Below are 23,810 nucleotides of genomic sequence, written 5' to 3' on the forward strand. Positions count from 1 at the left end.
TACGTGAAATATGGGGGGTGCGCACAGGGGGGAAAGCGACGTTCCGCCCGCTGGGCTCAATCGGCCTCGTGGCAATCCGCGCGGCGGACTTCCTCGACGAACTTGCGCATCTTGTAGCCGTCCTTGATCCCCGGCTCGGATTCAATGCCGCTGGAGACGTCCACGCCCCACGGCAGGGTCGCGACGATCGCGTCGAACACGTTGTCCGGGGTGATCCCGCCGGCCAGCAGGAACGGACGGTGCAGGCCGGTCGGCAGGCGGGTCCAGTCGAAGGCCACGCCGGTCCCACCGCCGCCGCCCGGGGCGTGGCTGTCAAACAGGAAACCGGCCGCGCTGGGATAGCGCAGCTGCAGCTGCCGCGCGTTGACCTCTTCACGGCCGCCCATGGCCACCGCCTTCAGGTACGGCATGTTGAAGCTGCGGCAGAACGATTCGTCTTCCTCGCCATGGAACTGCAGCAGGGTCGGGCGCACCGTGCGCAGCACCTCGCGCACCTCTTCCTTGCTGTTGTCGCGGAACAGCGCGACCACGTCGACCATCGGCGCGATCGCCTGGCGCATCGCGCGGGCCTCGGCCGGGGCGACCCGGCGCCGGCTTTCGCGGGCGAAGATGAAGCCCACCGCGTCCACGCCCAGTTCGCCGGCCAGGCGCACGTCGCCGGCGCGGGTCATGCCGCAGAACTTGATGCGGGTGCGGTAGAAGGAGCGGCTCATAGGGTGACCTCGGCAGGTAGGTGCCAGTTGTCGGGATACAACGGGCCAACAAATACCAATCCCTGCGGCGGTGCGGTGGGCCCGGCCACGGTGCGGTCCTGGCCAGCCAGCAGTTCGGCCATCCACGACACCGGCTTTTCCCCACTGCCGATCAGGATCAATGAGCCGACGATATTGCGCACCATGTGATGAAGGAATGCATTGGCCTGAACGCAGACCTCGATGATCTCGCCCTGGCGGGTCACGCTGATCGCCTGCAGCTCGCGGCGGGCATGCAGGGCCTCGCACTGGACGCTGCGGAATGCGCTGAAGTCGTTTTCGCCCAGCAGGGCCTGCCCGGCCGCGTGCATCAACGCCGCATCCAGCGGGCGGCGCTCCCAGCTCAGGCTCTGCCGGTACAGCGCCGGGCGGATCGCCCGGTTGAGCAGGCGATAGCGGTAACGCCGTGCACGCGCGGAAAACCGCGCGTGGAAGTCGTCGGCCACCGGCACGCACCAGCGTACTGCGATCGAGCGCGGCGCCCGGGTGGTGGTACCCAACGTCCAGCTGCGCGGGTCGCGGACCACGTCGGTGTCGAAGTGGACCACCTGGCATTCGCCGTGCACGCCGGCGTCGGTACGCCCGGCGCAGACCACCTGGATCGGCGCATTGGCAATCGACGACAGTGCGTCCTGCAGGCTCGCCTGCACGCTGGGACAGCCGCTTTCACCGAGCTGCTGCCAGCCCTTGTACTCGCTGCCGTCGTATTCAACCCCTAGTGCGTAGCGCATGCTCAGCCGAGCCGGGCCAGCAGTTCACGGGCCTGCAGCTGGCTGTGCGCGTCACCGGCCTGGGCCACTTCCAGCAGCAGGGTGCGGGCGGTGTCGGCATCGCCCAGATCGAGGTAGGCGATCGCCAGTTCGAGGCGGTCGCGGCCCGGCGCGCCCAGCGGCGCGACGGTCGCTTCCGCAGCGGGCGGCGGCGTTTCGACGTCGGCGACGGTCTGCGGCGGGTTCCATTCCGGAATCTCGAACACGCCGCGGAAGGACGGCTGGGCGGCAGCCTCCAGCGCATAGGCCGGCACCACATCGTGGTCCGGCGCGGTCGCCGGCTCGGCTATGGGAGCTTCGGCCACGTCCTCGGCCACAGGGTCCAGCTCCGGCTCGAGCGTGAACACCGGTTCGCGACGTCCGTACTCGTCGCCCTCGCCTGCCAGCACGTAGTCGGGCGCATCGCGCAGATCCTGCGCGTCGGCCTCGACCTCGCGCTGCGCAGCCAGTTCGTCCACGTAGTCGGCTGCCGGCACCGCAGCCGCCAGGCTGGCGGCATCCAGGCCGTCGCGGCGCAGCGGCGGCAGCGGCGAGGGCTTGCGGCGGCGCGAGATCGCCCAGCCGGCGACCGCCAGCAGCAGCACCGGCAGGCCGAGCCAGGCCCAGCCGCCACTGCCGCCTTCGCGCGCGGCCGGCGTTTCGGCCAGGCGCTGCTGCGCGGCGGCCAGGTCGGTGTCCTTCATCGCGATCAGCGAGGCCTGCTGCTGCTTGAGCTTTTCCAGGTCCGCCACGCGGTTGCGCAGCTCCTGGATCTCGGCATCGCGGGTGGCCACGTCTTCCTTGGCCTGGCGCAGTTGTTCGTTGCCCAGCATGTCACCCTCACTGCCGGCGGCGGTGCCGGTGGTTGTACCTGCGTTGTTGTCGGTGGCGGCGACCGCCGGGGCGATCTCCAGGCGTCCGCCTGCGGCCGGAGCGCCGGTACCCGAGGCCGGGGCGGCCGGGGCCGGCGGCGCAGCGGCCACACCGCTGCTGGCCGGTTGCGGAATGGACGAGCGCGCCTGGCGCCACTGCGCGGCGTGTTCGCGGACCATCGCCGCGGCCTGGGCGGCATCGATCTGGGCGTCGGCGCCCGGGTTGCGCAACACCGCACCCTGCTTGAGCAGGTTGAGGTTGCCGCGAATGAAGGCTTCGGGATTGGCGCGCAGCAGCGCGATCATCGCCTGGTCGCGGCTGATGCCCTGCTCGCGGGCCACGCTGCCGGCGATCTGCGACAGGGTCTGGCCGCGCTGCACGGTAATGCTGCCGTCGGCGGACACGGTGGCGGCCGCCGGTGCGGCGGCCTGGCGCGGCGTAGCCGGGCGTGCGGGTGCGGCGGGCGCAGCGCGCGGCGGCGCCGGGACTTCGGCGGCGGCCGCCGGGACCGGCGCCTGCATGGCTTCGGCTTCACGGGCGATGGCATTGGACATGGCACCGGCCGGCGCCACGATCTCCGGTTCGGCCACGGCCAGGGCGCTGTCGGGTGCATCGACCAGCGCCGAATATTCGCGGACCAGGCGGCCCTGCCCCCAGTCGGCTTCAATCAGGAAATTCAGCGACGGCGTGGTTACCGGCGCCTGCGAGCTGACCCGCACCACGGCCCGGCCGTTGGCATCGCGGGAGAGCTCGAACTGCAGTTCGCTGACCAGTCCGGTCGGACGGTCCAGCCCGACCCGGGCGAAGGTCACCGGCGAGGCCAGCGCCACGCGCAGGTTTTCCAGTTCGGAGGGGTCGGCGGAAATGACCGGGATTTCAGCCAGCAGCGGCTGGCCAGGCTTGGACAGGACCCGGATGTCGCCCAGCCCGAGGGCCATGGCCGAGCTGCTGGCCAGGGCCAGCAGCAGGGTCGATACCACCTTGAGCGGGCGCGTTGCGCCCGGAGCTCGTTTCTTCATGGCGGCAATATAGCGATTCCCGGCGATTCCAGCCATGCGGGAATCGCCGGTAGTGCCACGCCCTGCGTGGCAAAAACCATCCGTCAGCCTTCAGCCGCAACCAGCTCCGCCAGCTGCACCGCGTTCAACGCAGCGCCCTTGCGGATGTTGTCCGACACGATCCACAGGTTCAGGCCACGCGGGTGCGACAGATCCTCACGGATGCGGCCGACATACACCGCGTCGGTGCCCGAGGCATGCGTCACCGGGGTCGGATAACCGCCGGCTTCGTGCTTGTCCACCACTTCCACGCCGGGCGAACGCGACAGCAGTTCACGCGCCGCGTCCGGCGTGACCTTGTCGCGGGTTTCGATGCTGACCGCTTCGGAGTGGCCATAGAACACCGGCACGCGCACGGCAGTGGGGTTCACCAGGATGCTGTCGTCGCCGAGGATCTTGCGGGTCTCCCAGACCAGCTTCATTTCTTCCTTGGTGAAGCCGTTGTCCTGGAAGTCGTCGATGTGCGGGATCAGGTTGAAGGCGATCTGCACCGGGAAGCGCTGCGGGTCGATGTCCTGGAAGCTGAGCAGCTGGCCGGTCTGCTTGCCCAGTTCCTCCAGCGCCGAACGACCGCCGCCGGAGACCGACTGGTAGGTGGCCACGTTGATGCGCTGGATGCCGTACTGGCGGTGCAGCGGCGCCAGCGCGACCAGCATCTGCATGGTCGAGCAGTTCGGGTTGGCGACGATCCCGCGCGGGCGGTTCTTCAGCGCCTCGGGATTCACTTCGGACACCACCAGCGGCACGTCGTCGTCGTAGCGGAAGGCCGAGGAGTTGTCGATCACCACCGCACCGGCAGCGGCGAACTTCGGGCCGAATTCCTTGGACACACTGCCGCCAGCGGAGAACAGCGCGATGTCCACGCCGCTCGGATCGAACGTGGCCAGGTCCTGGACCTTGATCTTCTGGCCTTCGAATTCGATTTCGCCACCGGCCGAACGCGAGGAAGCGAGCAGGCTCAGGGTGGCAATCGGGAAGTTGCGCTCGGCCAGGATGGACAGCATGGTTTCGCCAACGGCGCCGGTGGCACCGACGACAGCGACATGGAAGCGACGATCAGGGTTGTTCATGGGGTTTCTCGGTAAGAGCTAAAATGGGGTGCGCACAACGGGCTGGGTTCGGGGAACCTCACGTGATGGCCGCGCGGTTCCCTATCGTTTTGCGTCGATTTTTTTGCCGCCCACGGTGGCGCCGCCGGCTTTCACGGCAGCGACGGCGTCGGCGTTCAGCGCGCTCGGCGGGCGGCCGGCATGCGGCCCCTGGCCCAGCGCGGCGGTCAGGTTGTCCACTGCCAGCTGCACCATCGCCCGGCGCGTGGCCTGGCTGGCACTGCCGATGTGCGGGGTCAGCACGATGTTGCGCAGCGCCAGCAGTTCGGGCCGCACGGTGGGCTCGCCTTCGAACACGTCCAGCCCGGCGGCGGCAAGCCGCCCGTGCGCCAGCGCGTCGGCCAGGGCCAGCTCGTCGACGATGCCGCCGCGCGCGATGTTCACCAGCGTGGCGGTGGGCTTCATTTTCGCCAGCGCGGCGGCATCGATGATGTGGTGCGACGACGCGCTGTACGGCAGCACGAGCACGAGGTGGTCGGCCTGCGCCAGCAGCGTGTCCAGGTCCACGTACTGCGCGCCCACTTCCGCTTCGGTGGCGTCGGGCAGGCGCGAACGGTTGTGGTACAGCACGCGCATGCCGAACCCCAGCGCGCCGCGGCGGGCGATGCCCTGCCCGATCCGGCCCATGCCGAGGATGCCCAGCGTGCTGCCGTGGATGTCCGCGCCGAGCATGGTCTGGAACGACCATTGCCCCCACTGGCCCTCGCGCAGCCAGCGCTCGGACTCGGTGATGCGGCGCGCGGTCGCCATCAGCAGCGCGAAGCCAAGGTCGGCGGTGGTTTCGGTGAGCACGTCGGGCGTGTTGCTGGCCAGGATGCCGGCCGCGCTGAGCGCGTCCAGGTCCAGGTTGTTGTAGCCCACACCCACATTCGCGATGGCGCGCAGCTGCGGCGCCTGCGCCACTTCAGCCGCACCCACGCGTTCGTTGAGGGTGATCAGTGCGCCGTCGACCCCGGCCAGCTGCGCAGCAAGGGACTCGGGCGTGTGGCGGGTCACGGCGTCGGTCGTGGTGAGATCGAAATGCTGCCCGAGCTGCTCGATGACGTCATCGAACAGCGGCTGGCTCACCCAGACCTTCGGCCGCGCCTCAGCCATCGATGGATCCCGGGATGCGCGGGGCGATCTCGCCCACGTCGCCGCACTGGGCCCGGTGGCGCAGCGCCTGGTCCATCAGTACCAGCGCCATCATCGCCTCGGCGATGGGCGTGGCACGAATGCCCACGCAGGGATCGTGGCGACCGGTGGTGATCACCTCCACGGCCGCGCCGCTGGCGTCCACCGTTGCGCCGGGCAGGCGCAGGCTCGAGGTCGGCTTGAGCACGATAGAGGCGGTGACCTGCTGGCCGGTGGAAATGCCACCGAGGATGCCGCCGGCATGGTTGCTGGCGAAGCCTTCCGGGGTGATCAGGTCACGATGTTCGGTGCCCTTCTGCGCGGCGCTGGCGAAGCCGTCGCCGATCTCCACGCCCTTGACCGCATTGATGCTCATCAACGCCGCGGCCAGTTCGCCATCAAGCTTGCCGTAGATCGGCTCGCCCCACCCCGGCGGCACGCCGTCGGCCACCACGTTCACCCGCGCGCCGACCGAGTCGCCGGACTTGCGCAGGGCGTCCATGTAGCTTTCCAGCGCAGGCACCTGACCGGCCACCGGCCAGAAGAACGGGTTGTCTTCCACCGCCGACCAGTCGTGCCCGGTCGGGGTGATCTCGCCCAGCTGCGAGAGGTAACCGCGCACGGTCACCCCGTAACGCTGCAACAGCCACTTCTTGGCGACCACGCCGGCCGCCACGCGCATGGTGGTTTCGCGCGCGGACGAACGGCCGCCACCGCGCGGGTCGCGGATGCCGTACTTCTGCCAGTAGCTGTAGTCGGCATGACCCGGGCGGAACTGCTGGGCGATGTTGCTGTAGTCCTTGCTGCGCTGGTCGGTGTTGCGGATCAGCAGCGCGATGGGGGTACCGGTGGTGCGGCCTTCGTACACGCCCGAGAGGATCTCGACCTCGTCGGCCTCGCGGCGCGCCGAGGTATGCCGGCTCTTGCCGGTGGCGCGGCGCTGCAGGTCGTGGGCGAATTCGTCGGCACTGATCTCCAGCCCCGGCGGGCAGCCGTCGATCACGCAGCCGATCGCCGGACCGTGCGATTCGCCGAAGGTGGTGACCGAAAGCAGCTTGCCGAAGGTGTTGGAACTCACGGCCGCTGTGCCGCCAGTTCGGTGATGCGGGCGCTGTGGGCGATCAGCTCGCGGCATTCGACCGCGAAGATGCCCATCTGGCCGACCTTGAATTCGACCCAGGCGAAATCGACTTCCGGCAGCAGCTTGATCAGGTGCTGTTCGGACTCGCCCACTTCGCAGATCAGCAGGCCGTCTTCGCTCAGGTGCAGCGGGGCGTCGCGCAGGATCTTCAGGACCAGGTCCAGGCCGTCGTCGCCGGCGCGCAGGCCCATTTCGGGCTCATACGAGTATTCCTGCGGCAGCGCGTCGGTTTCGTCGTTGGTGACGTACGGCGGGTTGGTCACGATCAGGTCGTAGTGACGGCCGGTCAGGCCGTTGAACAGATCGGACTTGAGCAGGGTCACGTTGTGCGCCTGCAGGCGTTCCTTGTTCTCTTCGGCCAGGCTCAGCGCGTCGTCGCTCAGGTCCACGCCGTCCACTTCCCAGTTCGGGTAGTAGTGGCCCATGGCGATGGCGATGCAGCCCGAACCGGTGCACAGGTCCAGCGCGCGGGTGACGTCACGGCCGGCCAGCCACGGCTCGAAGCCGGACTCGATCAGCTCGGCAATCGGCGAGCGCGGCACCAGCGCACGGCTGTCGCTCTTGAAGCTCAGGCCGGCGAACCACGCCTCACCGGTGAGGTACGCGGCCGGGATGCGCTCGTCGATGCGGCGCTGGAACAGGTCCAGCACCTGCAGCTTCTCTTCCTGGAGCACTCGGGCTGCGCCATAGGCCGGGCCCAGGTCGTGCGGCAGGTGCAGGGCGTGCAGGACCAGCTGGGTGGCTTCGTCCAGGGCGTTGTCGTAGCTGTGCCCGAAGGTCAGCCCGGCGGCGTTGAAACGGCTGGTGCCGTAGCGGATCAGGTCGATGATCGTATGGAGTTCGGCGGCCGTTTCGGCGGTCATGGCAGGGCAACAGACAAAGTGGCCCCAGATTATAGGCGCTGCGGCGCAGCACGGCATCCGTTGCAGTCGAAACGGTGCGGCCGCCGCCCCATCCCCTATCATGGTGGCCCCCTTCGGGAACGGGCTTACATGTTCAATCGCAATGTCGGCATCATCCTGCTCATCGCGCTGGCCGCCGGTCTCGGCCTGGTCGTGGCCCAGAAAGTGTTCGGGCCCGCGCCGGTCGGCAACCGCCCGGCCACCGAATCGATCACCTTCTACCCGCAGCCGCGCCCGCTGCCGGACTTCAACCTGGGCCAGTCCGACGGCACCCGGCTGATCCCCGGCGAGCTCAAGGGCCACTGGACCCTGGTGTTCCTGGGCTTCCTGGCCTGCCCCGACATCTGCCCGACCACCCTGGCCGACCTGGCCCAGGCCCAGAAGCAGTGGGAAGCCCTGCCGGACACCCTGCGCCCGCGGCTGGTGTTCGTCTCGGTCGACCCCGAGCGCGACACCCCGGCCCGACTGGGCGAGTACGTGCACGCCTTCCACAAGGACACCCTGGCCGCCACCGCCGACGTGCCCTCGCTGGAGCGCTTCGCCACCTCGCTGGGTTTCGTGTTCCAGAAGGTGCCGGGCAAGGAATTCGAGACCAATCCCCAGGACTACACCCTGGAACATTCGGCCAGCCTGGCCGTGCTGGACCCGGACGGCAACCTGGCCGGCCTGATCCGTCCCCCCTTCAATCCGCAGGCGATTGCCCGCGACCTGAACCTGTTGACCGAGAAATCCGCCCCATGAGCCTGACCACCACGCTGAGCTACGTCCTGCCCCACCGCCTGCTGTCGTCGATGGCGCGGCGCCTGGCGTATTCCAGCAACCCGCGGATCTCGCGCTGGCTGATCGACACGGTGACCGAAAAGTTCGGGGTGAACCTGGCCGAGGCGGCCAATCCGGACCCGCGCAGCTACCCGACCTTCAACCAGTTCTTCACCCGCGCCCTGAAGCCCGGCGCGCGCGTGCCCGACGCCGATGCCCGTACGCTGGTGATGCCGGCGGACGGCCGTATCAGCCAGCTGGGCGCGATCGAAGACGGCAACATCTTCCAGGCCAAGGGCCAGTCGTTCACCGCCGCCGAGCTGCTGGGCGATGCGGGCGACGCCGAGGTGTTCCGGCACGGGCTGTTCGCCACGGTGTACCTGTCGCCGAAGGACTACCACCGCGTGCACATGCCGTGGACCGGCACCCTGCGCGAAACCGTGCATGTGCCGGGCCGGTTGTTCAGCGTGGGCCCCGCGGCGGTGAACAACGTGCCGGGCCTGTTCGCCCGCAACGAGCGGCTGGTCTGCCATTTCGACACCGACTTCGGCCCGATGGTGCAGGTGATGGTGGGCGCACTGCTGGTGTCGGGCGTGGAGACGGTGTGGGGCGGAGAAGAGATTCCGGCCTACGGCGACCGGATTACCCGCAAGGATTACCGTGGGAAGGGAATTACGCTGGAGCGGTTCGCCGAGATGGCGCGGTTCAATTACGGGTCCACGGTGATCGTGCTGCTGCCGCCGGGCGTGGCCGATTTCGCGCCGCACCTGGATGCGGAGCATGCGGTGCAGTTGGGGCAAGCGTTGGCTACGTTGCGGTGAAAGCCTGACACGCGTGGCGTGTCACTACGCACCATGAAAAACGCCCCGCTTTCGCGGGGCGTCTGGTTTCAGGGGTTGTCCGGGTCGTGCGCGAACTCGACGGGCCCTACGTCCATGCCGTCGTAATCCTCTACGCCGTTCGCTTCGGCCAATGCCTGCAGCTCGTGGTTGCGCGTGTCCAGCGAGGCTTCGCTGTGAACTTCAATGCGCTCCACGTGCAGCACGTGGTACGGCGCTTCGTCGGCTTCCAGCTCCGGCTCGAACACTTCCACCACGGTATAGCCCTGCCCTTCCAGCACCTTGGCCAGGCCGTGCAGCGGCTCGGGCGTGGTGTTGACGAAGAAGTAGCCCCACACCAGATCACCGTTGAGATCCCAGTCGGTGTTCTCGCGGATGTTGGCGAACATGTCGTTGATTGCGGTGATATCCATCATTCGTTCCTCGGAAATTATTTACCGCAGCCCTGCAGCTTGATCGATTGGCCTTGGCGCAGCGCGTACGCCGGCGCCTTCAGCCCGTTGGCCTTGGCGAGCTCACGCACGTCGCAGTCGAACTTCTCGGCAATCCGGCCCAGCGTCTCGCCCTTGCCGACCTTGTGGCTCTTCACCGCCTTGGGCTTGGGCTTGGCGGCCGGCACGGCCACCGGCGCGGCCGGGGCGGTCGGCACCGGGGTGCTGGACTGCACGCCGGCCATCGGCACCACGCTGCCCACCGCGACGTTGCCGGTGTAGCTGGCGGCGGTCGGGCGGACGATGGCGGCGTTGAGGTCGGCGGTGATCAGGGTGCGTGCCAGGTCGGCGCGCGGGCCGCTCACGCAGTAGCGGTTGTACAGGCCGGCAATGCGGGTGGTGGCGTTGATGATCGTGCCGGCCGGAATCCAGCCGTCGGCCTCGTAGCGCGGGTTGAGGTTGCGCAGCGCGCGCATGTAGCCGTCGCGGGTGCCGGTGCTGCCCAGGCAGATGGTCAGCTCATAGATGGTGGTGGACTTGGCCAGGCGGATCGTGGCCGGCTGCGCGCTGACCTTGGGGAAGTCCACGCCGTACTGCTGCGGGTGCAGGTAGATCCAGGCCGCGGCGATCACCATCGGCACGTAGTCCTTGGTTTCGGCCGGGAACTGGTTGTACACGTTGTCCACCCAGAAGCTCTGGCCGACATTCTGCCGGTACACGCGCCCCGCACGGCCTTCGCCGCCGTTATAGCCGGCCAGCGACAGTTCCACGTTGTTGTTGAGCTCGCGCATGCGCTCGTTGAGATAACTGGCGCTGGCTTCGGCGGCGCTGCGCGCGTCGAAGCGGGTGTCGAAGCCGGTGCCGTCCGGGCCCAGCCCGAAGCGGCGGCCGGTGGCCGGCATGAACTGCATCAGCCCGGCGGCGCCGGCGCGCGAGGACGCGTGCACGCGCCCGTTCGATTCCTTGGCCATGATCCCGAACAGCAGCGCCTCGGGCAGGCCGCGCTTCTCCCACTCCGGCCACATCACCGCGCGCAGGGTCTGGTAGTTCTCGTAGGTGTTCATCAACGCCGGGCGCATGTCGGTCAGCCAGCGGCGGATGCCAGCCTGCACCGCCGGGTTGTACTCGACCATGTTGTCGAAGGCGTGGCGCTTGTCGTTGAGCAGTGCGGCCGCGCGCGCCGCTTCGGGCACGTCTGCAGCCAGCGGACCGACGTGGTCCGGGTCGGCTTCGAGCAGGCCGCCGTCGTTGGCGATCACGTCGCTGTCGTCGCTGTCGCGGGCGTCGGCGTTGTTCTTCAGCAGCCGCTTGTAGGTCACCAGCAGGTTGCTGACCTGGCAGCCCTTCTGGGCCACGCAGTCGCTGATCACATCTTCCATGTCTTCCAGCGCGGCGTCGCCTTCGTTCTTGCCCTTGGGGTCGGCATTGGTGACCAGCACCAGTGCGTCGGCATACCGCTTCTCGGCGGCGGTCATGCGCTGCTGCAGCACCTCGATCTTCGCCTTGTCGCGGGCCGAGACCCGTTGGGCGTGGGCCTCGGGCACGAAGGACAACAGGGACGCGAGCGCCAACAACGGCCAACCACGGGCAAGCAGGACAGGAACGGGCATTTTTGGCACTGTGGGCGAAAGACAGGGCAGAGTAGCCGCGCCGCTTGTATCGGGGCAACCCGGTCAGCCCGCCTGCACCCGCTCGGGTTTAGAATCCTGCCCATTCACATAGGCCGTCCACTCAGGGAGTTGACCATGGATCCGATCCTGCTCGGCAAAGGCATTACCGACGACATCCCCGTGACCCTGCTGCCGAAGCTGGGTAACCGTCACGGCCTGGTGGCCGGCGCCACCGGTACCGGCAAGACCGTCACCCTGATGACCCTGGCCGAAGGCTTCTCGCGGATCGGCGTGCCGGTGTTCCTGGCCGATGTGAAGGGCGACGTCTCCGGCCTGGCCGTGCCCGGCGCGGGGACCGAGGCGCTGCTGCAGCGTGCGCAGGAGATCGGCGTGGCCGACTACGCGCCGACCGGCAGCCCGACCATCTTCTGGGACCTGTACGGCAAGCTCGGCCACCCGGTACGCACCACCGTCAGCGAAATGGGCCCGACCCTGCTGGCGCGCATCCTGGAACTCAACGACACCCAGGCCGGGGTGCTGGACATCGTGTTCAAGCTGGCCGACGACCGTGGCCTGCTGCTGCTCGACCTCGACGACCTGCGCGCCCTGCTCGGCCTGGTCGCCGACGAACGCAAGGACATCTCCACCGAGTACGGGCTGGTCAGCGCGCAGACCGTGGCGGCCATCCAGCGTGCGCTGCTGCGGCTGGCGCAGGACGGCGGCGAGTCGTTCTTCGGCGAGCCGGCGCTGGAACTGGCCGACCTGATGCGGGTCAACCACGACGGTCGCGGCGTGATCGGGATCCTGGCCGCCGACCAGCTGGTGCTGAAGCCGCGCCTGTATTCGACCTTCCTGCTGTGGCTGCTTTCGGAGCTGTTCGAGACGCTGCCGGAAGTGGGCGACCTGGAGAAGCCCAAGCTGGTCTTCATCTTCGATGAGGCGCACCTGCTGTTCGACGATGCCCCGGCCGCGCTGGTGCAGCGCATCGAGCAGGTGGTGCGACTGATCCGTTCCAAGGGCGTGGGCGTGTACTTCTGCTCGCAGTTCCCCGACGACGTGCCGGCCAACATCCTGGGCCAGCTGGGCAACCGCGTGCAGCATGCGCTGCGTGCGTTCACCCCGCGCGACCAGAAGGCGGTGAAGATCGCTGCGGAAACCTTCGTGCCCAATCCGAAGCTGGACGTGGTGGCGGCGCTGTCGCAGCTGGGTACCGGCGAAGCACTGGTGTCCACCCTGCAGGACAAGGGCATTCCCTCGCCGGTGCAGCAGACCCGGATCGCGCCGCCGCGCTGCCGCATGGGCGCCATTACCGAAGCCGAACGTACGCAGGTGCGTGCCGGCAGCCCGGTCGGCACCCGTTACGACACCGCGGTGAACCGCGAATCGGCCGCCGAGTTGCTGGCCCAGCGCGCGGCCAAGGCGGTGGAACAGGCCGATGCACCGAAGGCGCGCACGCGCCAGCAGGACGAGGAACAGGAAGGCGGCTTCGGCCAGTCGATCAAGGACGCGATCTTCGGCACCAAGCGGCGCCAGGGCATGATCGAGACCATGGCCAAGCAGACCACCCGCACGGTAGGTACCAAGCTGGGCAACCAGATCGTGCGCGGGATTTTGGGCGGCATCTTCGGCGGCAAGCGCTGATGTCGCGTTGGCGTCCGCCGGCGGAGAAAAGTACGCCGCTGATCACCGCGCAGGGGCACCAGCGGCTGAAGGCCGAACTGGACGACCTATGGCGGGTGAGGCGGCCGGAAGTAGTGAAGGCGCTGGCCGCTGCGGCGGCCGAGGGTGACCGTTCGGAGAATGCCGAGTACACCTACCGCAAAAAGCAGCTGGGCGAGATCGACCGCCGCGTGCGTTACCTGACCAAGCGGCTGGAATCGCTGCGGGTGGTCGACACCGTGCCGACCGATCCGCAGGCGGTGTTCTTCGGTGCGTGGGTGGAGCTGGAGAACGTGGACAGCGGCGACGTGAGCCGTTACAGGATCGTCGGCCCGGATGAAACCGATGCCGGCGCCGGCTGGATCAGCATCGATTCGCCGCTGGCGCGCGCGTTGTTGAAGAAGCGCGTGGATGATGAGTTCGAGGTGGAGCTGCCGAGCGGGCGGACCGGGTTTGCGGTGGTGGCGGTGGACTACCGCGCGGATTGAATCGACGGGTACTTCCTGCCGTCCCGCAATGGCCGGAAATAGTCGGTCTGCGCGAAGAACGCCGCATCCTGCCCAGCATGCCAGCCCGGTATGCCCATCAAGGGCAACGGCCGCAGCTCCAGAGGATCGTTGAGCAGATCGCCCCGCGCGATGGCCTCGGCCACCTGCCGCACCGCATGCGCGTCGTCACACCCCTGCACCACCACGCACTTGCCTACCAGCAACCGCCCGCGCAGCAAGGCCTGCTCCATCAGTGCGTGGCCGATGACAGCAGCTACAGCAACGCGTCCGTCCTGCCATGCAACCCCTGCATCCACAAACAGCGCCTGCCAGTCATGCCAGTCCCAGGCGCGCATCAACCCCTCGTCCTGCACCCGCACGATCACACCCGTCTCGTCGAACTGGGTCAGCGCTGCCTGCGCGCGGTCGCGTTGGCCGGGTCCATTTGCTTCGATGGACGCGCATTGCCGCGTGTTGAGCGCGCGCTTGATCGCCGGATATCGCGCCCACATCAACGCGTTGAACAGGTCATGCCAGTTTTCGGCGCGCGTGGGGATACGCCCCTGTGCAATGCGCTGTTCGTAGTGCTGGCCGTCGGCCAGCAGCGTTTCGTCCTGTACCACGAGCTGCTTTCCCGGAAGCGCCAAGCGCTGATCCAGTTCGCCAACGGTCGGCCACGCATCGGCAGCCAACAGGTCGTGGAACGCCGCAACGCCGGTGAACAGCGGATGCGTGAAGCACTCGCGGTCCACCGCATCGCGCGCAGGCGCGACGAAGCGTCGCCGCACCGCAGCCCTGTTGTCGGGCTCGGCGCCGATCTCGGCCGCCGCAGCGGCGGCCGTGTCGATCACAGCACCTTGAGGTCGAGCTGCCGGCCCACGGCGTTCGCCTCGATCAGCGCATCGCCGTACAGGTCGTGGTCGTCGCTCTCGGTGATCTCCACGTTGACGAACTGGCCCACGCGCAGCTTCGCCTCGTCGGCGTTCTGGATATGCACCAGGCCGTCGATCTCCGGCGCATCGGCCTTGGAGCGGGCCACGGCGATACCGTCTTCAATCGCATCGACCAGGCACTGCTGCACCGTGCCGATCTTCGCTTCCAGGCGGGCGGCGGAAATCTCCGCCTGGCGGGCCATGAAGCGCGCCAGGCGCTCCTGCTTCACTTCTTCCGGCACCGCACCAGGCAGGTCGTTGGCGGTGGCACCGGTCACCGGCGAGTAGGCGAACGCGCCCACGCGGTCCAGCTGCGCCTCGTCCAGGAACGACAGCAGCTCTTCGAACTCCGCCTCGGTCTCGCCGGGGAAGCCGACGATGAAGGTCGAGCGCACGGTGATGTCCGGGCACAGCTGGCGCCAGCGCTGCACGCGCTCCAGGGTCTTGTCGACGGCGCCCGGGCGCTTCATCAGCTTCAGGATGCGCGGGCTGGCGTGCTGGAACGGAATGTCCAGGTACGGCAGGATCCGGTTCTCGGCCATCAGCGGCACCACGTCGTCCACGTGCGGATACGGGTACACATAGTGCATGCGGGTCCAGGCATCCAGTTCGGACAGCCCTTCGCACAGCGACTTCATGCGGGTCTGGTAGGCCTTGTCGCGCCACATGCGCTCGGCGTACTTCACGTCCACGCCATAGGCCGAGGTGTCCTGCGAGACCACCAGCAGTTCCTTGACTCCACCGCGCACCAGCCGCTCGGCTTCGCGCAGCACCTCGTCCACCGGGCGCGAGACCAGCTTGCCGCGCATCGAGGGAATGATGCAGAAGCTGCAATGGTGGTTGCAGCCTTCGGAAATTTTCAGATAGGCATAGTGACGCGGGGTCAGCTTGATGCCGTAGTCCGGGACCAGGTCCACGAACGGGTCGTGCTTGGGCGGCAGCGCGGCGTGCACCGCTTCCATCACGCTGGTGTAGTCCTGCGGGCCGGACACCGCCAGCACGTCCGGATAGGCCTTGCGGATCTCTTCCGGGCGCTTGCCCAGGCAGCCGGTGACGATCACCTTGCCGTTGGCGTTCATCGCCTCGCCGATGGCGTCCAGCGACTCGGTCACCGCCGAATCGATGAAGCCGCAGGTGTTGACCACCACCACGTCGGCCGAATCGTAGGAGGGAACGATGTCGTAGCCCTCGGCCCGCAGCTGGGTGAGGATGCGCTCGGAATCGACGAGGGCCTTCGGGCAGCCAAGGCTGACGAAGCCGACTTTGGGGTTCAGCTGGGACATGGATCGCGGGACTCTGGGGGCCTGGGCCCACGCCGGAATGACGCGGGGACCTGGGGCCGGAAACGGCGGCAAGTATACCGGCGTTGAGGCCGAGGCCTGAATCCAGCTGAATGGCTGCGATAACCTGAACAGACCTGCCAACCAACGTCTGACGTACAGCGGCGCTTCGGTCGCCATACGCACCTGCAGCAAGGATCATGGTGAATCCGCGCCACTGCAAGCTCAATTCTCGTGATTTGGAGGCCTGACCTGGTCCGGCTTCCCGACGGTCACGCTACCAGTTCCCCCACCGCCACCCCCGCCCCCAGCGCCACTTCCACCATTACCACCACCGACGCCACCGTTCCCGGGGTTGCCGTTACCGCTGCCAATACCGCCGGCCCCGCCGGTGGGAACCCGCTCGATCCGCTCGTCGGTGATGAACCGCCCGTCGAAGGTCTGCCGATACGTCGCACAATGAGTCTGACTGCAGACCATGTAAGTTGTATTGGTGGCATACATCCAGAATGGCACGTTATCGACGGGAACCAGCTGAGACTGAATGAACTCGCTGGTTCTTGAATCACTTACTGGAGCACCAACCAGACAACCGTTGTTGCAGAAGATGGGCCCTCTTTCGAATGCATAAAGTGATGCACCCACGATGCCTATGGAAAGTGCCACGCATCCGAACACGATTATTCTGGATCGCGTGGTCTTTCTGCACGCCTGCCTACTTGCAGCATTCATCGTAAATCTCCTTGGACATGAGTTGCGAACGTTCGAGCTCCCGAGGCGTCAGATCTTTTCCAATCGTCTGCAGGAGTCGCTGGGAAACAAGGTCAGGTGCGGCACGGTTGATCGCCAGGTAGTACGCATGACTCCTGGCAGGGTCCTGCTCTGCAATGACGCCATACCGATACGTGTCGCCCAGCCACATCAGTGCATCCACGCTGCCGCGCTTGGCCGCAGCACCCATGAAACCGACAGCGGCCTGCTTGAATTCGTCGATGGAATCGGGGTTTCTGAACACGCCCTGCATTCCACCCACCACTGCGTCAGCATCTGAAGAAAACTGGATCTGGGCGCCGAGGTGTCCCTGACGCGAAGCCAGGCGTAGCCAGTCGATGGATTCCTCCAATCGCCCAGGCGTAAGGTCCTTGCATTCCTTCCACCGCTGCGCGTCCACAGACGCTCTCTCCCGTCCGGGTTTGAGCACGTTGGCGCACTGCCAGAGCTTCAGGTGGATCGCGTAGGAGGCGGCTCCACTGCCGCCGCGTGCCTCCTCCTCCAAGCCGCGGATGACGTCCTCAGCGTTACCATCGGGGGGCGAGCCGAAGTCCCTTACCGTGAATGCACGGCCGCTCAGGACCTCCTTGACCAACCCGTTCTTCATTTCTGGATCGAACGTCGGACCGGTCTGCGGCTCCTCGCGCCTGGCACCTCCTTCGCCGCCGTCCACCTGCCCAACAGGTCCATCCCTGACATGAGGCGACTTCGCTGCCGTGTCTTTTTCGCAACCAATCAGCAGCAGTAACACCACTGCCGGCATCCACAATCGAACCATTGACGTGTCTCCCTGCGCATCCGCACCGCGATGGAGCAAGGATGGGAGGGTGGACGCGCAGATCCCATCGGTGAAGTCAGAGAGCTTCTGTGAGCGGAGGTTGCAGCCGCTCGTGCGGAAACTCCGATGCGGTTGTGCGGCCGCACATTTCGGCGTCGACAGACAGACAAGGCAAAGGCTCTGACACCCTGCTAACCCTGCCGGGCCCGATAATGAACGCCTGAACCAATCGGAGTCCGGCAATGGGTGAGTGGGTTACGTTCGATACGCATCATGGTCCGGTCCGGGCCTGGCAGGCCCTGCCGGAAGGCAAGCCGCGTGGGGGCCTGGTGGTCATCCAGGAGATCTTCGGCGCCAACGCGCACATCCGCGAGGTGGCAGAGGGCTTTGCCGCAGAAGGCTATGCGGTGCTGGCGCCCTCGTTCTTCGACCTGCTGGACGGCACCGGGGCCGATCCCGACGCCCTGCCCTACGACCCGGACGGGGTGAAGCAGGGCCTCGCGCATGTCACCGCGCTGGGCATGGAAAAGGCGCTGGAGGTGGTCCGCGCGGCCGCTTCGCGGCTGGCCCCGTCCGGCAAGGTCGGCACCGTGGGCTACTGCTGGGGCGGCAGCGTCGCCCTGCTCGCGGCGCTGCGCCTGGGCCTGCCCTCGGTCAGCTACTACGGCGCGCGCAACACCCAGTTCCTGGATGAACCGGCCAAGGCCCCGGTCATGTTCCACTTCGGCGCCCAGGACAAGAGCATTCCGCCCGAAGCCGTCCAGGCCCACCGCGAAAAGCTGCCGCAGATGGCCACCTTCGTCTACCCGGCCGACCACGCCTTCAACCGCAGCGTCGGACACGCGTATGATCCAGACAGCGCCGCCCTGGCGCTGCAACGCACCCTGGACTTCTTTTCGGAGCATCTTGGATGAGCGATTTTGAACTGGATTCACGCCTGGCCAGCAACAGCGTGCTGGTGGACGAAGGCCCGCTGTCGCAAGTGCGGTTGATGAACGACGAACGTTTCCCCTGGCTTTTGCTGGTGCCGCGCGTGACCGGCATCACCGAATGGATGGAGCTGAGCGGCGACCAGCAGGACAAGCTGCGCATTGAACTGTCCCGCGCCAGCCGGGCCCTGATGGGCACCGACGGGGTCGAGAAGATCAATATCGCCACGCTCGGCAACATCGTGCCGCAGCTGCATTTCCACGTGGTCGGCCGGCACAACGGCGATCCGCTGTGGCCGGGCCCGGTGTGGGGCAACGGCCAGCCGCGCAAGTTCGACGACGCGGTGCTCAAAGAGCATGTCGCGATGTGGAAGGAACGGCTAGGATATTCGCCCCAGCCCTAAGCGGACCCTGCCCCTGATGCGCTCCAACCTCGTCGCTGCCATCGTCCTGATCCTCGTCGGCCTGTTCCTGCTGGCCAGCAACCTGGGCTGGACCAACATGAACCTCGGTCGCCTGATCCTTACCTGGTGGCCGGTGATCCTGGTGGCGGTGGGGATCGGACTGCTGTTCGGTCGCGGAAAGTAGCGCCGGGCCCTGCCCGGCAGACAAAAAAAAAGCGCGGAGCGATCCGCGCTTTTTTTGTGCCCCCTTGCGGCGATCAGGTCCGCGGCAGGGTCACGCCGGTCTGGCCCTGGTACTTGCCACCGCGGTCCTTGTACGAGGTCTCGCAGACGTCGTCGCTGTCGGCCTGGAAGAACAGCATCTGCGCCACGCCTTCGTTGGCGTAGATGCGCGCAGGCAGCGGCGTGGTGTTGCTGAATTCCAGGGTGACGTGGCCTTCCCACTCCGGTTCCAGCGGGGTCACGTTGACGATGATGCCGCAGCGCGCGTAGGTGCTCTTGCCCAGGCACACCACCAGGGTGTCGCGCGGAATGCGGAAGTACTCCACGGTGCGCGCCAGCGCGAAGCTGTTCGGCGGAATGATGCATTCGTCGCCGACGATGTCCACGAAGCTGCCCGGGTCGAAGTGCTTGGGGTCGACGATGGTGGAGTTGATGTTGGTGAACACCTTGAACTCGCGCGAGCAGCGCACGTCGTAGCCGTAGCTGGAGGTGCCGTAGCTGACGATGCGCTGGCCGTTGGCCTGCTTGACCTGGCCCGCTTCGAACGGCTCGATCATGCCGTGCTGTTCGGACATGCGGCGGATCCAGCGGTCACTCTTGATGCTCATGGGGGTCCTGGGTGTGGGGCGCGGTGGGGACTGATTCTAAACAGCTCAGAGCAGCGAGGACAGGATCGGGATGCTGGCGCGCGGGCGCTTGGCCACCTCCTCCACCAGCCGCTGCGCGGCACGCAGGTAGGCCTGCGCGGCCGGGGAGTCCGGCGCGGCGGCGGTGATCGGGGTGCCGACATCGCCCTGTTCGCGGATGCCGATGTCCAGCGGCAGCGAGCCCAGCAGCGGCACGCCGTACTGCGCGGCCATGCGCTCGCCGCCGCCGTCGCCGAACAGGTGCTCGACCTGGCCGCAGTTGCTGCAGGTGTGCACCGCCATGTTCTCGACGATGCCCAGCACCGGCACTTCGACCTTCTCGAACATCTTCAGCGCCTTCTTCGCATCCAGCGTGGCGATGTCCTGCGGGGTGGTGACGATCACCGCCCCGGCCAGCGGAATCTTCTGGGTCAGGGTCAGCTGGATGTCACCGGTGCCCGGCGGCAGGTCGATCAGCAGGTAGTCCAGGTCGTCCCACAGGGTGTCGTTGAAGAACTGGGTCATGGCCGAGGTGGCCATCGGACCGCGCCAGATCATCGGGGTCTCGTCCTCGATCAGGTAGCCGATCGACATGGTCTCCACCCCGAACGCGCGCAGCGGCTCGATCGACTTGTTGTCCGGGCTTTCCGGGCGACCGCTCAGGCCCAGCATCATCGGCACGCTGGGGCCGTAGATGTCCGCGTCCAGCAGGCCGACCCGGGCCCCGAGCTTGGCCAGCGCCACCGCCAGGTTCACCGCCGTGGTGGACTTGCCCACCCCGCCCTTGCCCGACCCGACCGCGATCACGTTACGGACGCGCGGATGAAGGGACAGCCCCTTCTGCACCTGGCTGGCATGGGGACGTCGAGACGGGCTGGCACTCACTGCGGGCACTCCGGAAAAGCATTGCGGGAAGCCGCCCATGATAGAGCAGCCGGTCGGGCGGCGCGGCGGGTTGTCCTGCGCTGTCTTGAGGCTGTCCTGGACGCTCCCGACAGGCCATCAAGCGGACATCGACGGATTCCAATGACGTATCCGGCCAGAAAACGAGTGGTGCATACGTCACAGTATTGCAAAAATTGTTTCATTCAAAACCAAATAAACGATCTTTCTACTCAATGACTTACAGAACAAATGAGAACGAAAGCCAGGCTTTGCCTAACTTGTCTTTATGACCTCTTGATGAACAGTTGACAGGTTGCGTTAAGGCCGTGTTAACCTCGAATCATCAGCTCGTGAAGGCTGGTTAGACAGGGGGCAGTCAGCTGCCCAGACCTGATCCGAGGGCACACGGAGACGCCTGCTGGTCCATGTCACCGGTGTTTGACGCAATCGATCGTTCCAAGGGGATCCACACATGATGAATCGCAAGTCGCTCAGCCGGAATCCGCTGAGCTTCGCCCTGGCCACCGCCATGGTGTTCGCGGCGGCACCGGCGTTCGCGCAGGACACCACCGAGACCCGGGCCAAGACGCAGGAAGAACTGGCCGCAGAGAAGGCCAAGGCCACCACCAACTTCGACACCGTCACCGTGACCGGTTCGCGCATTGGCCGCGACACCTTCAACTCGGTTTCGCCGGTGCAGGTCGTGACCCGCCAGGAGTCGGTGCTTGCCGGCTTCAACTCCACCACCGACGTGCTGCAGAGCACCGCGGTCACCACCGGTTCCTCGCAGATCAACAACGCGTACGGCGGCTACGTCACCGACGGCGGCCCGGGCGCCAACACCCTGGGCCTGCGCGGCCTGGGCCCGACCCGTACCCTGATCCTGCTCAACGGCCGCCGCGTGGCGCCGGCAGGTTCGCGTGGTGCGGTCGGTTCGGCCGACCTGAACGTGCTGCCGAATGCGATCGTGGACCGCATTGAAATCCTGAAGGACGGCGCTTCGTCGATTTACGGCTCCGACGCCGTGGCCGGCGTCATCAACATCGTCACCAAGACCAAGGTCGACGGCGTTTCCTTCGAAGGCCAGCACAACGCCACCGACGGTGGCGGCGGTGACCAGCGCCGTTACTCGATCATGTTCGGCACCACCGGCGAGCGTTCGCACTTCTCCGGTTCGTACGAGTACTACACCCGTAACGACCTGAGCCTGCGCGACCGTGACTGGACCCGTTGCGCCACCGACAAGTACCGCGACATCGACGTGGGCGACTACTGGGGCAGCGGCGACTTCATCGACCCGCTGACCGGCAAGTCGAAGTGCTACACCCTGGATGCGGGCGGCGTGACCATCAACACGATCGGCACCAACACCCGTACCGGCGTCGCCGCACCGGGCACCGCCGGCACCCGCTTCAACCGTTGGCGACCGAATGCGGCCGTCACCACCGGCCTGGTCGGCTACGAAGGCGTGAGCACGCTCAGCCGTGACACCTTCGAAGACGCCATGCTGAACCAGTCGCTGATCTCGCCGGCCAAGACCCACACCCTGTTCCTGCAGGGTGGCTTCGACCTCGGCGCGATGGGCGATGCCGAGCTGTACTACGAGTTCCTGGGCAACAAGCGCAAGTCGACCCAGACCGGCTACCGCCAGCTGTCGCTCGACTACGCCGTGGGCAGCCCGCTGATCCCGGCCAACCTGCGGGACAGCGTGGCGGGTCCGGCGACCAACCTGACCAACGGCGCGCCGATGGGCGTGCGTGCCTTCATCGGCTTCGGCAACGACCAGAACAAGCAGAACGTCGACTACTACCGCTTCAACGCCGGCCTGCGTGGCAACCTGACTGCTGACTGGAAGTACGACTTCAACGTCATGCATTCGGACAACAACGCCGACTACACCTTCCAGAGCTTCCTGACCAGCCGCCTGGCGCAGAGCCTGAACGTTGTGTCCAACGGTGCCGGCGGCTTCTCCTGCGTCGACCCGTCCAACGGCTGCATCGCGGCCCCTGGGCTGAACACCAACACCATCGGCGGCAACCTGCCGGCGGACTGGAAGAACTGGGTGTTCGTGCCGGTCACCGGCAACACCAAGTACAAGGAAGACACGGTCAACTTCAACGTCAACGGCCCGCTGTTCGACATGCCGCATGGCACGGTCCGCGGCGCGTTCGGTGCGGAATACCGCAAGGCGAAGATCGACGACAGCCCGTCGCAGTACTCCATCGACGGCGACCTGTTCAACCTGACCTCCGCTGCGCCCACCCGCGGCAGCGACTCGGTCACCGAAGTCTACGGCGAGTTGGAATTCCCGCTGCTGTCCGGCGTGACCGCTGCCGAAGAACTGACCGTTAACCTGTCCGGCCGTTACACCGACTATGAGTCCTACGGTTCGGATGAGACCTACAAGATCGGTGGCCTGTGGACCCCGGTGAAGTGGCTGTCGTTCCGTGCGTCCTACGGCACCTCCTACCGCGCCCCGGCGCTGTACGAACAGTTCCTGGGTGGCACCACCGGCTTCCTGGGCAGCACCTCCGACCCCTGCAACGAGTACGGCGACCGTGACCCGTCGTCCATTCGCTACCAGAACTGCGCCGCAGAAGGCCTGCCGAACGACTACATCGCAACCCAGGGCGTGACCGTGATCACCCAGGGTGGCGCGGAAACCGGCCTGAAGGCGGAAACCTCCACCGCCAAGACCCTAGGCGTGGTGATCCAGCCGGAGTTCGGCAGCGGTTTCGGTGACCTGTCCTTCGCCGCCGACTACTTCGACATCAAGGTCGAGAACGGCGTGCAGGCTGCTGGCGGCGCCGGCATCCTGAATGCCTGCTACGGCAGCGCGACCGCCGACTTCCTCGCTGGCAACGGCCTGTGCCGCCTGGTCGACCGCAACCCGGTCAACAACGCACTGACCGTCACCAACGGCTTCATCAACGTCTCCACCGACAAGGTGCGCGGCGTGGACCTGACCCTGCGTTATGTCCGTGACATCGGCCCGGGTGAGTTCCGCACCACCACCCAGTACACCCACTACATCGAGCAGTCCAGCAAGATCTTCCAGGACGACCCGCTGATCAACTACGCCGGCATGCTGGGAACCCCGGCCAACACGGCCACGTTCGACATGGCCTACAAGTGGAAGGAGTGGCAGGTCCGTTACGGCCTGGACTGGATCGACCAGATGGACAGCTACGCGTACTACGAGGAGCGCAACCCGGGCCTGTTCGACCCGGCAACCTCGCCGTACAAGATCTACACCCCGAACTACTTCCTGCAGTCGTTCTCGGTGCAGTACGAAGCGGACAAGTGGTCGGCCACCGTTGGCGTTCGCAACCTGGCGGACAAGGAACCGCCGACCATTTCCCAGGGTGTGTACAGCACCGTCGGCAATGCGTTGCTGTACAGCGGCTTCGACTACTGGGGCCGCCAGTACTTCGCGAACGTGACCTACTCGTTCTGATTTTCGCTTGACGATCCGCCGCCCTTCGGGGCGGCGGTTTCGT

The 23,810-nt window shown here is 66.7% G+C and carries 22 protein-coding genes; 8 read left to right on the top strand and 14 right to left on the bottom strand.

Annotated features, from left to right (window positions below; all coding sequences use genetic code 11):
- Positions 1-56 precede the first annotated feature (56 nt).
- The 7 genes from HGB51_RS04980 to prmB form a co-directional block, all read right to left on the bottom strand.
- A complete protein-coding gene (locus HGB51_RS04980) occupies positions 57-713 on the bottom strand; it encodes a phosphoribosylanthranilate isomerase (RefSeq protein WP_070207207.1) in 657 nt (218 codons plus the stop codon).
- A complete protein-coding gene (gene truA / locus HGB51_RS04985) occupies positions 710-1,483 on the bottom strand; it encodes a tRNA pseudouridine(38-40) synthase TruA (RefSeq protein WP_070207206.1) in 774 nt (257 codons plus the stop codon). Before truA ends, HGB51_RS04980 begins: the two co-directional genes overlap by 4 nt.
- A gap of 2 nt (positions 1,484-1,485) precedes the next feature.
- Positions 1,486-3,393 carry a type IV pilus assembly protein FimV gene (locus tag HGB51_RS04990; RefSeq protein WP_070207205.1) on the bottom strand — a complete coding sequence of 636 codons (1,908 nt, stop codon included), beginning with the start codon at positions 3,391-3,393 and terminating at the stop codon, positions 1,486-1,488.
- An 83-nt stretch (positions 3,394-3,476) separates the two neighbouring features.
- Positions 3,477-4,502, bottom strand: a complete 1,026-nt coding sequence (locus HGB51_RS04995; RefSeq protein WP_070207204.1) for an aspartate-semialdehyde dehydrogenase — start codon at positions 4,500-4,502, stop codon at positions 3,477-3,479.
- An 81-nt stretch (positions 4,503-4,583) separates the two neighbouring features.
- The gene (locus HGB51_RS05000) at positions 4,584-5,636 is read right to left on the bottom strand and encodes a 2-hydroxyacid dehydrogenase (protein ID WP_171966745.1); all 1,053 of its coding nucleotides are present in this window, start codon (positions 5,634-5,636) and stop codon (positions 4,584-4,586) included.
- Positions 5,629-6,732 (bottom strand): chorismate synthase, encoded by a 1,104-nt coding sequence (aroC, locus tag HGB51_RS05005; RefSeq protein ID WP_070207654.1) that lies wholly within the window; start codon positions 6,730-6,732, stop codon positions 5,629-5,631. Before aroC ends, HGB51_RS05000 begins: the two co-directional genes overlap by 8 nt.
- Positions 6,729-7,658, bottom strand: a complete 930-nt coding sequence (gene prmB / locus HGB51_RS05010; RefSeq protein WP_070207653.1) for a 50S ribosomal protein L3 N(5)-glutamine methyltransferase — start codon at positions 7,656-7,658, stop codon at positions 6,729-6,731. Before prmB ends, aroC begins: the two co-directional genes overlap by 4 nt.
- 129 nt (positions 7,659-7,787) lie before the next feature.
- Here prmB and HGB51_RS05015 point away from each other — a divergent pair, with 129 nt between their 5' ends.
- Both HGB51_RS05015 and asd read left to right on the top strand, forming a co-directional pair.
- The gene (locus tag HGB51_RS05015; RefSeq protein WP_070207652.1) at positions 7,788-8,438 is read left to right on the top strand and encodes an SCO family protein; all 651 of its coding nucleotides are present in this window, start codon (positions 7,788-7,790) and stop codon (positions 8,436-8,438) included.
- On the top strand, positions 8,435-9,277 hold the full coding sequence (asd, locus tag HGB51_RS05020) for an archaetidylserine decarboxylase (RefSeq protein WP_070207651.1): 843 nt from the start codon (positions 8,435-8,437) through the stop codon (positions 9,275-9,277). Before HGB51_RS05015 ends, asd begins: the two co-directional genes overlap by 4 nt.
- 68 nt (positions 9,278-9,345) lie before the next feature.
- Here the strand turns inward: asd and HGB51_RS05025 are convergent, their stop codons facing one another.
- Together HGB51_RS05025 and HGB51_RS05030 are read right to left on the bottom strand one after the other, a co-directional pair.
- Positions 9,346-9,708 carry a ribonuclease E inhibitor RraB gene (locus HGB51_RS05025; protein WP_070207657.1) on the bottom strand — a complete coding sequence of 121 codons (363 nt, stop codon included), beginning with the start codon at positions 9,706-9,708 and terminating at the stop codon, positions 9,346-9,348.
- A gap of 17 nt (positions 9,709-9,725) precedes the next feature.
- Complete coding sequence (locus tag HGB51_RS05030) at positions 9,726-11,336, bottom strand: transglycosylase SLT domain-containing protein (protein WP_070207650.1); 1,611 nt, start codon at positions 11,334-11,336, stop codon at positions 9,726-9,728.
- Between the two features lie 135 nt (positions 11,337-11,471).
- On the opposite strand from HGB51_RS05030, the gene HGB51_RS05035 reads away from it, so the two are divergent.
- Positions 11,472-12,977 (top strand): helicase HerA-like domain-containing protein, encoded by a 1,506-nt coding sequence (locus HGB51_RS05035; RefSeq protein WP_070207649.1) that lies wholly within the window; start codon positions 11,472-11,474, stop codon positions 12,975-12,977.
- Positions 12,977-13,483, top strand: a complete 507-nt coding sequence (gene greB, locus HGB51_RS05040) for a transcription elongation factor GreB (RefSeq protein ID WP_070207648.1) — start codon at positions 12,977-12,979, stop codon at positions 13,481-13,483. The genes HGB51_RS05035 and greB overlap by 1 nt, the downstream gene beginning before the upstream one ends.
- Here greB and HGB51_RS05045 read toward each other — a convergent pair.
- The 3 genes from HGB51_RS05045 to HGB51_RS05055 form a co-directional block, all read right to left on the bottom strand.
- The gene (locus tag HGB51_RS05045; protein ID WP_070207656.1) at positions 13,468-14,301 is read right to left on the bottom strand and encodes a DUF3025 domain-containing protein; all 834 of its coding nucleotides are present in this window, start codon (positions 14,299-14,301) and stop codon (positions 13,468-13,470) included. The genes greB and HGB51_RS05045 overlap by 16 nt on opposite strands.
- A gap of 29 nt (positions 14,302-14,330) precedes the next feature.
- Entirely contained in the window at positions 14,331-15,698 is a 1,368-nt protein-coding gene (gene rimO, locus HGB51_RS05050) for a 30S ribosomal protein S12 methylthiotransferase RimO (protein WP_070207647.1), read from the bottom strand.
- A gap of 712 nt (positions 15,699-16,410) precedes the next feature.
- The gene (locus HGB51_RS05055) at positions 16,411-17,244 is read right to left on the bottom strand and encodes a sel1 repeat family protein (RefSeq protein WP_171966746.1); all 834 of its coding nucleotides are present in this window, start codon (positions 17,242-17,244) and stop codon (positions 16,411-16,413) included.
- A gap of 242 nt (positions 17,245-17,486) precedes the next feature.
- Between HGB51_RS05055 and HGB51_RS05060 the strand changes: the two genes are divergently transcribed.
- Genes HGB51_RS05060 through HGB51_RS05070 form a run of 3 tightly spaced genes read left to right on the top strand, consistent with a single transcriptional unit; the run spans position 17,487 to position 18,761 of the window.
- Positions 17,487-18,158 (top strand): dienelactone hydrolase family protein, encoded by a 672-nt coding sequence (locus tag HGB51_RS05060; RefSeq protein WP_070207645.1) that lies wholly within the window; start codon positions 17,487-17,489, stop codon positions 18,156-18,158.
- On the top strand, positions 18,155-18,577 hold the full coding sequence (locus tag HGB51_RS05065) for an HIT family protein (RefSeq protein ID WP_070207644.1): 423 nt from the start codon (positions 18,155-18,157) through the stop codon (positions 18,575-18,577). Before HGB51_RS05060 ends, HGB51_RS05065 begins: the two co-directional genes overlap by 4 nt.
- Before the next feature lie 16 nt (positions 18,578-18,593).
- Positions 18,594-18,761, top strand: coding sequence for a LiaI-LiaF-like domain-containing protein (locus tag HGB51_RS05070; protein WP_093533394.1), 168 nt, complete (start codon positions 18,594-18,596; stop codon positions 18,759-18,761).
- A 73-nt stretch (positions 18,762-18,834) separates the two neighbouring features.
- On the opposite strand, the gene dcd is transcribed toward HGB51_RS05070, so the two are convergent.
- Together dcd and apbC are read right to left on the bottom strand one after the other, a co-directional pair.
- Complete coding sequence (gene dcd / locus HGB51_RS05075) at positions 18,835-19,407, bottom strand: dCTP deaminase (RefSeq protein WP_070207643.1); 573 nt, start codon at positions 19,405-19,407, stop codon at positions 18,835-18,837.
- Positions 19,408-19,452: 45 nt separating this feature from the next.
- Complete coding sequence (gene apbC, locus HGB51_RS05080; protein WP_070207642.1) at positions 19,453-20,349, bottom strand: iron-sulfur cluster carrier protein ApbC; 897 nt, start codon at positions 20,347-20,349, stop codon at positions 19,453-19,455.
- A 433-nt stretch (positions 20,350-20,782) separates the two neighbouring features.
- Between apbC and HGB51_RS05085 the strand changes: the two genes are divergently transcribed.
- On the top strand, positions 20,783-23,767 hold the full coding sequence (locus tag HGB51_RS05085) for a TonB-dependent receptor plug domain-containing protein (RefSeq protein WP_070207641.1): 2,985 nt from the start codon (positions 20,783-20,785) through the stop codon (positions 23,765-23,767).
- Positions 23,768-23,810 lie beyond the last annotated feature (43 nt).

Source organism: Stenotrophomonas bentonitica (genome assembly GCF_013185915.1).
Lineage (GTDB): Bacteria > Pseudomonadota > Gammaproteobacteria > Xanthomonadales > Xanthomonadaceae > Stenotrophomonas > Stenotrophomonas bentonitica.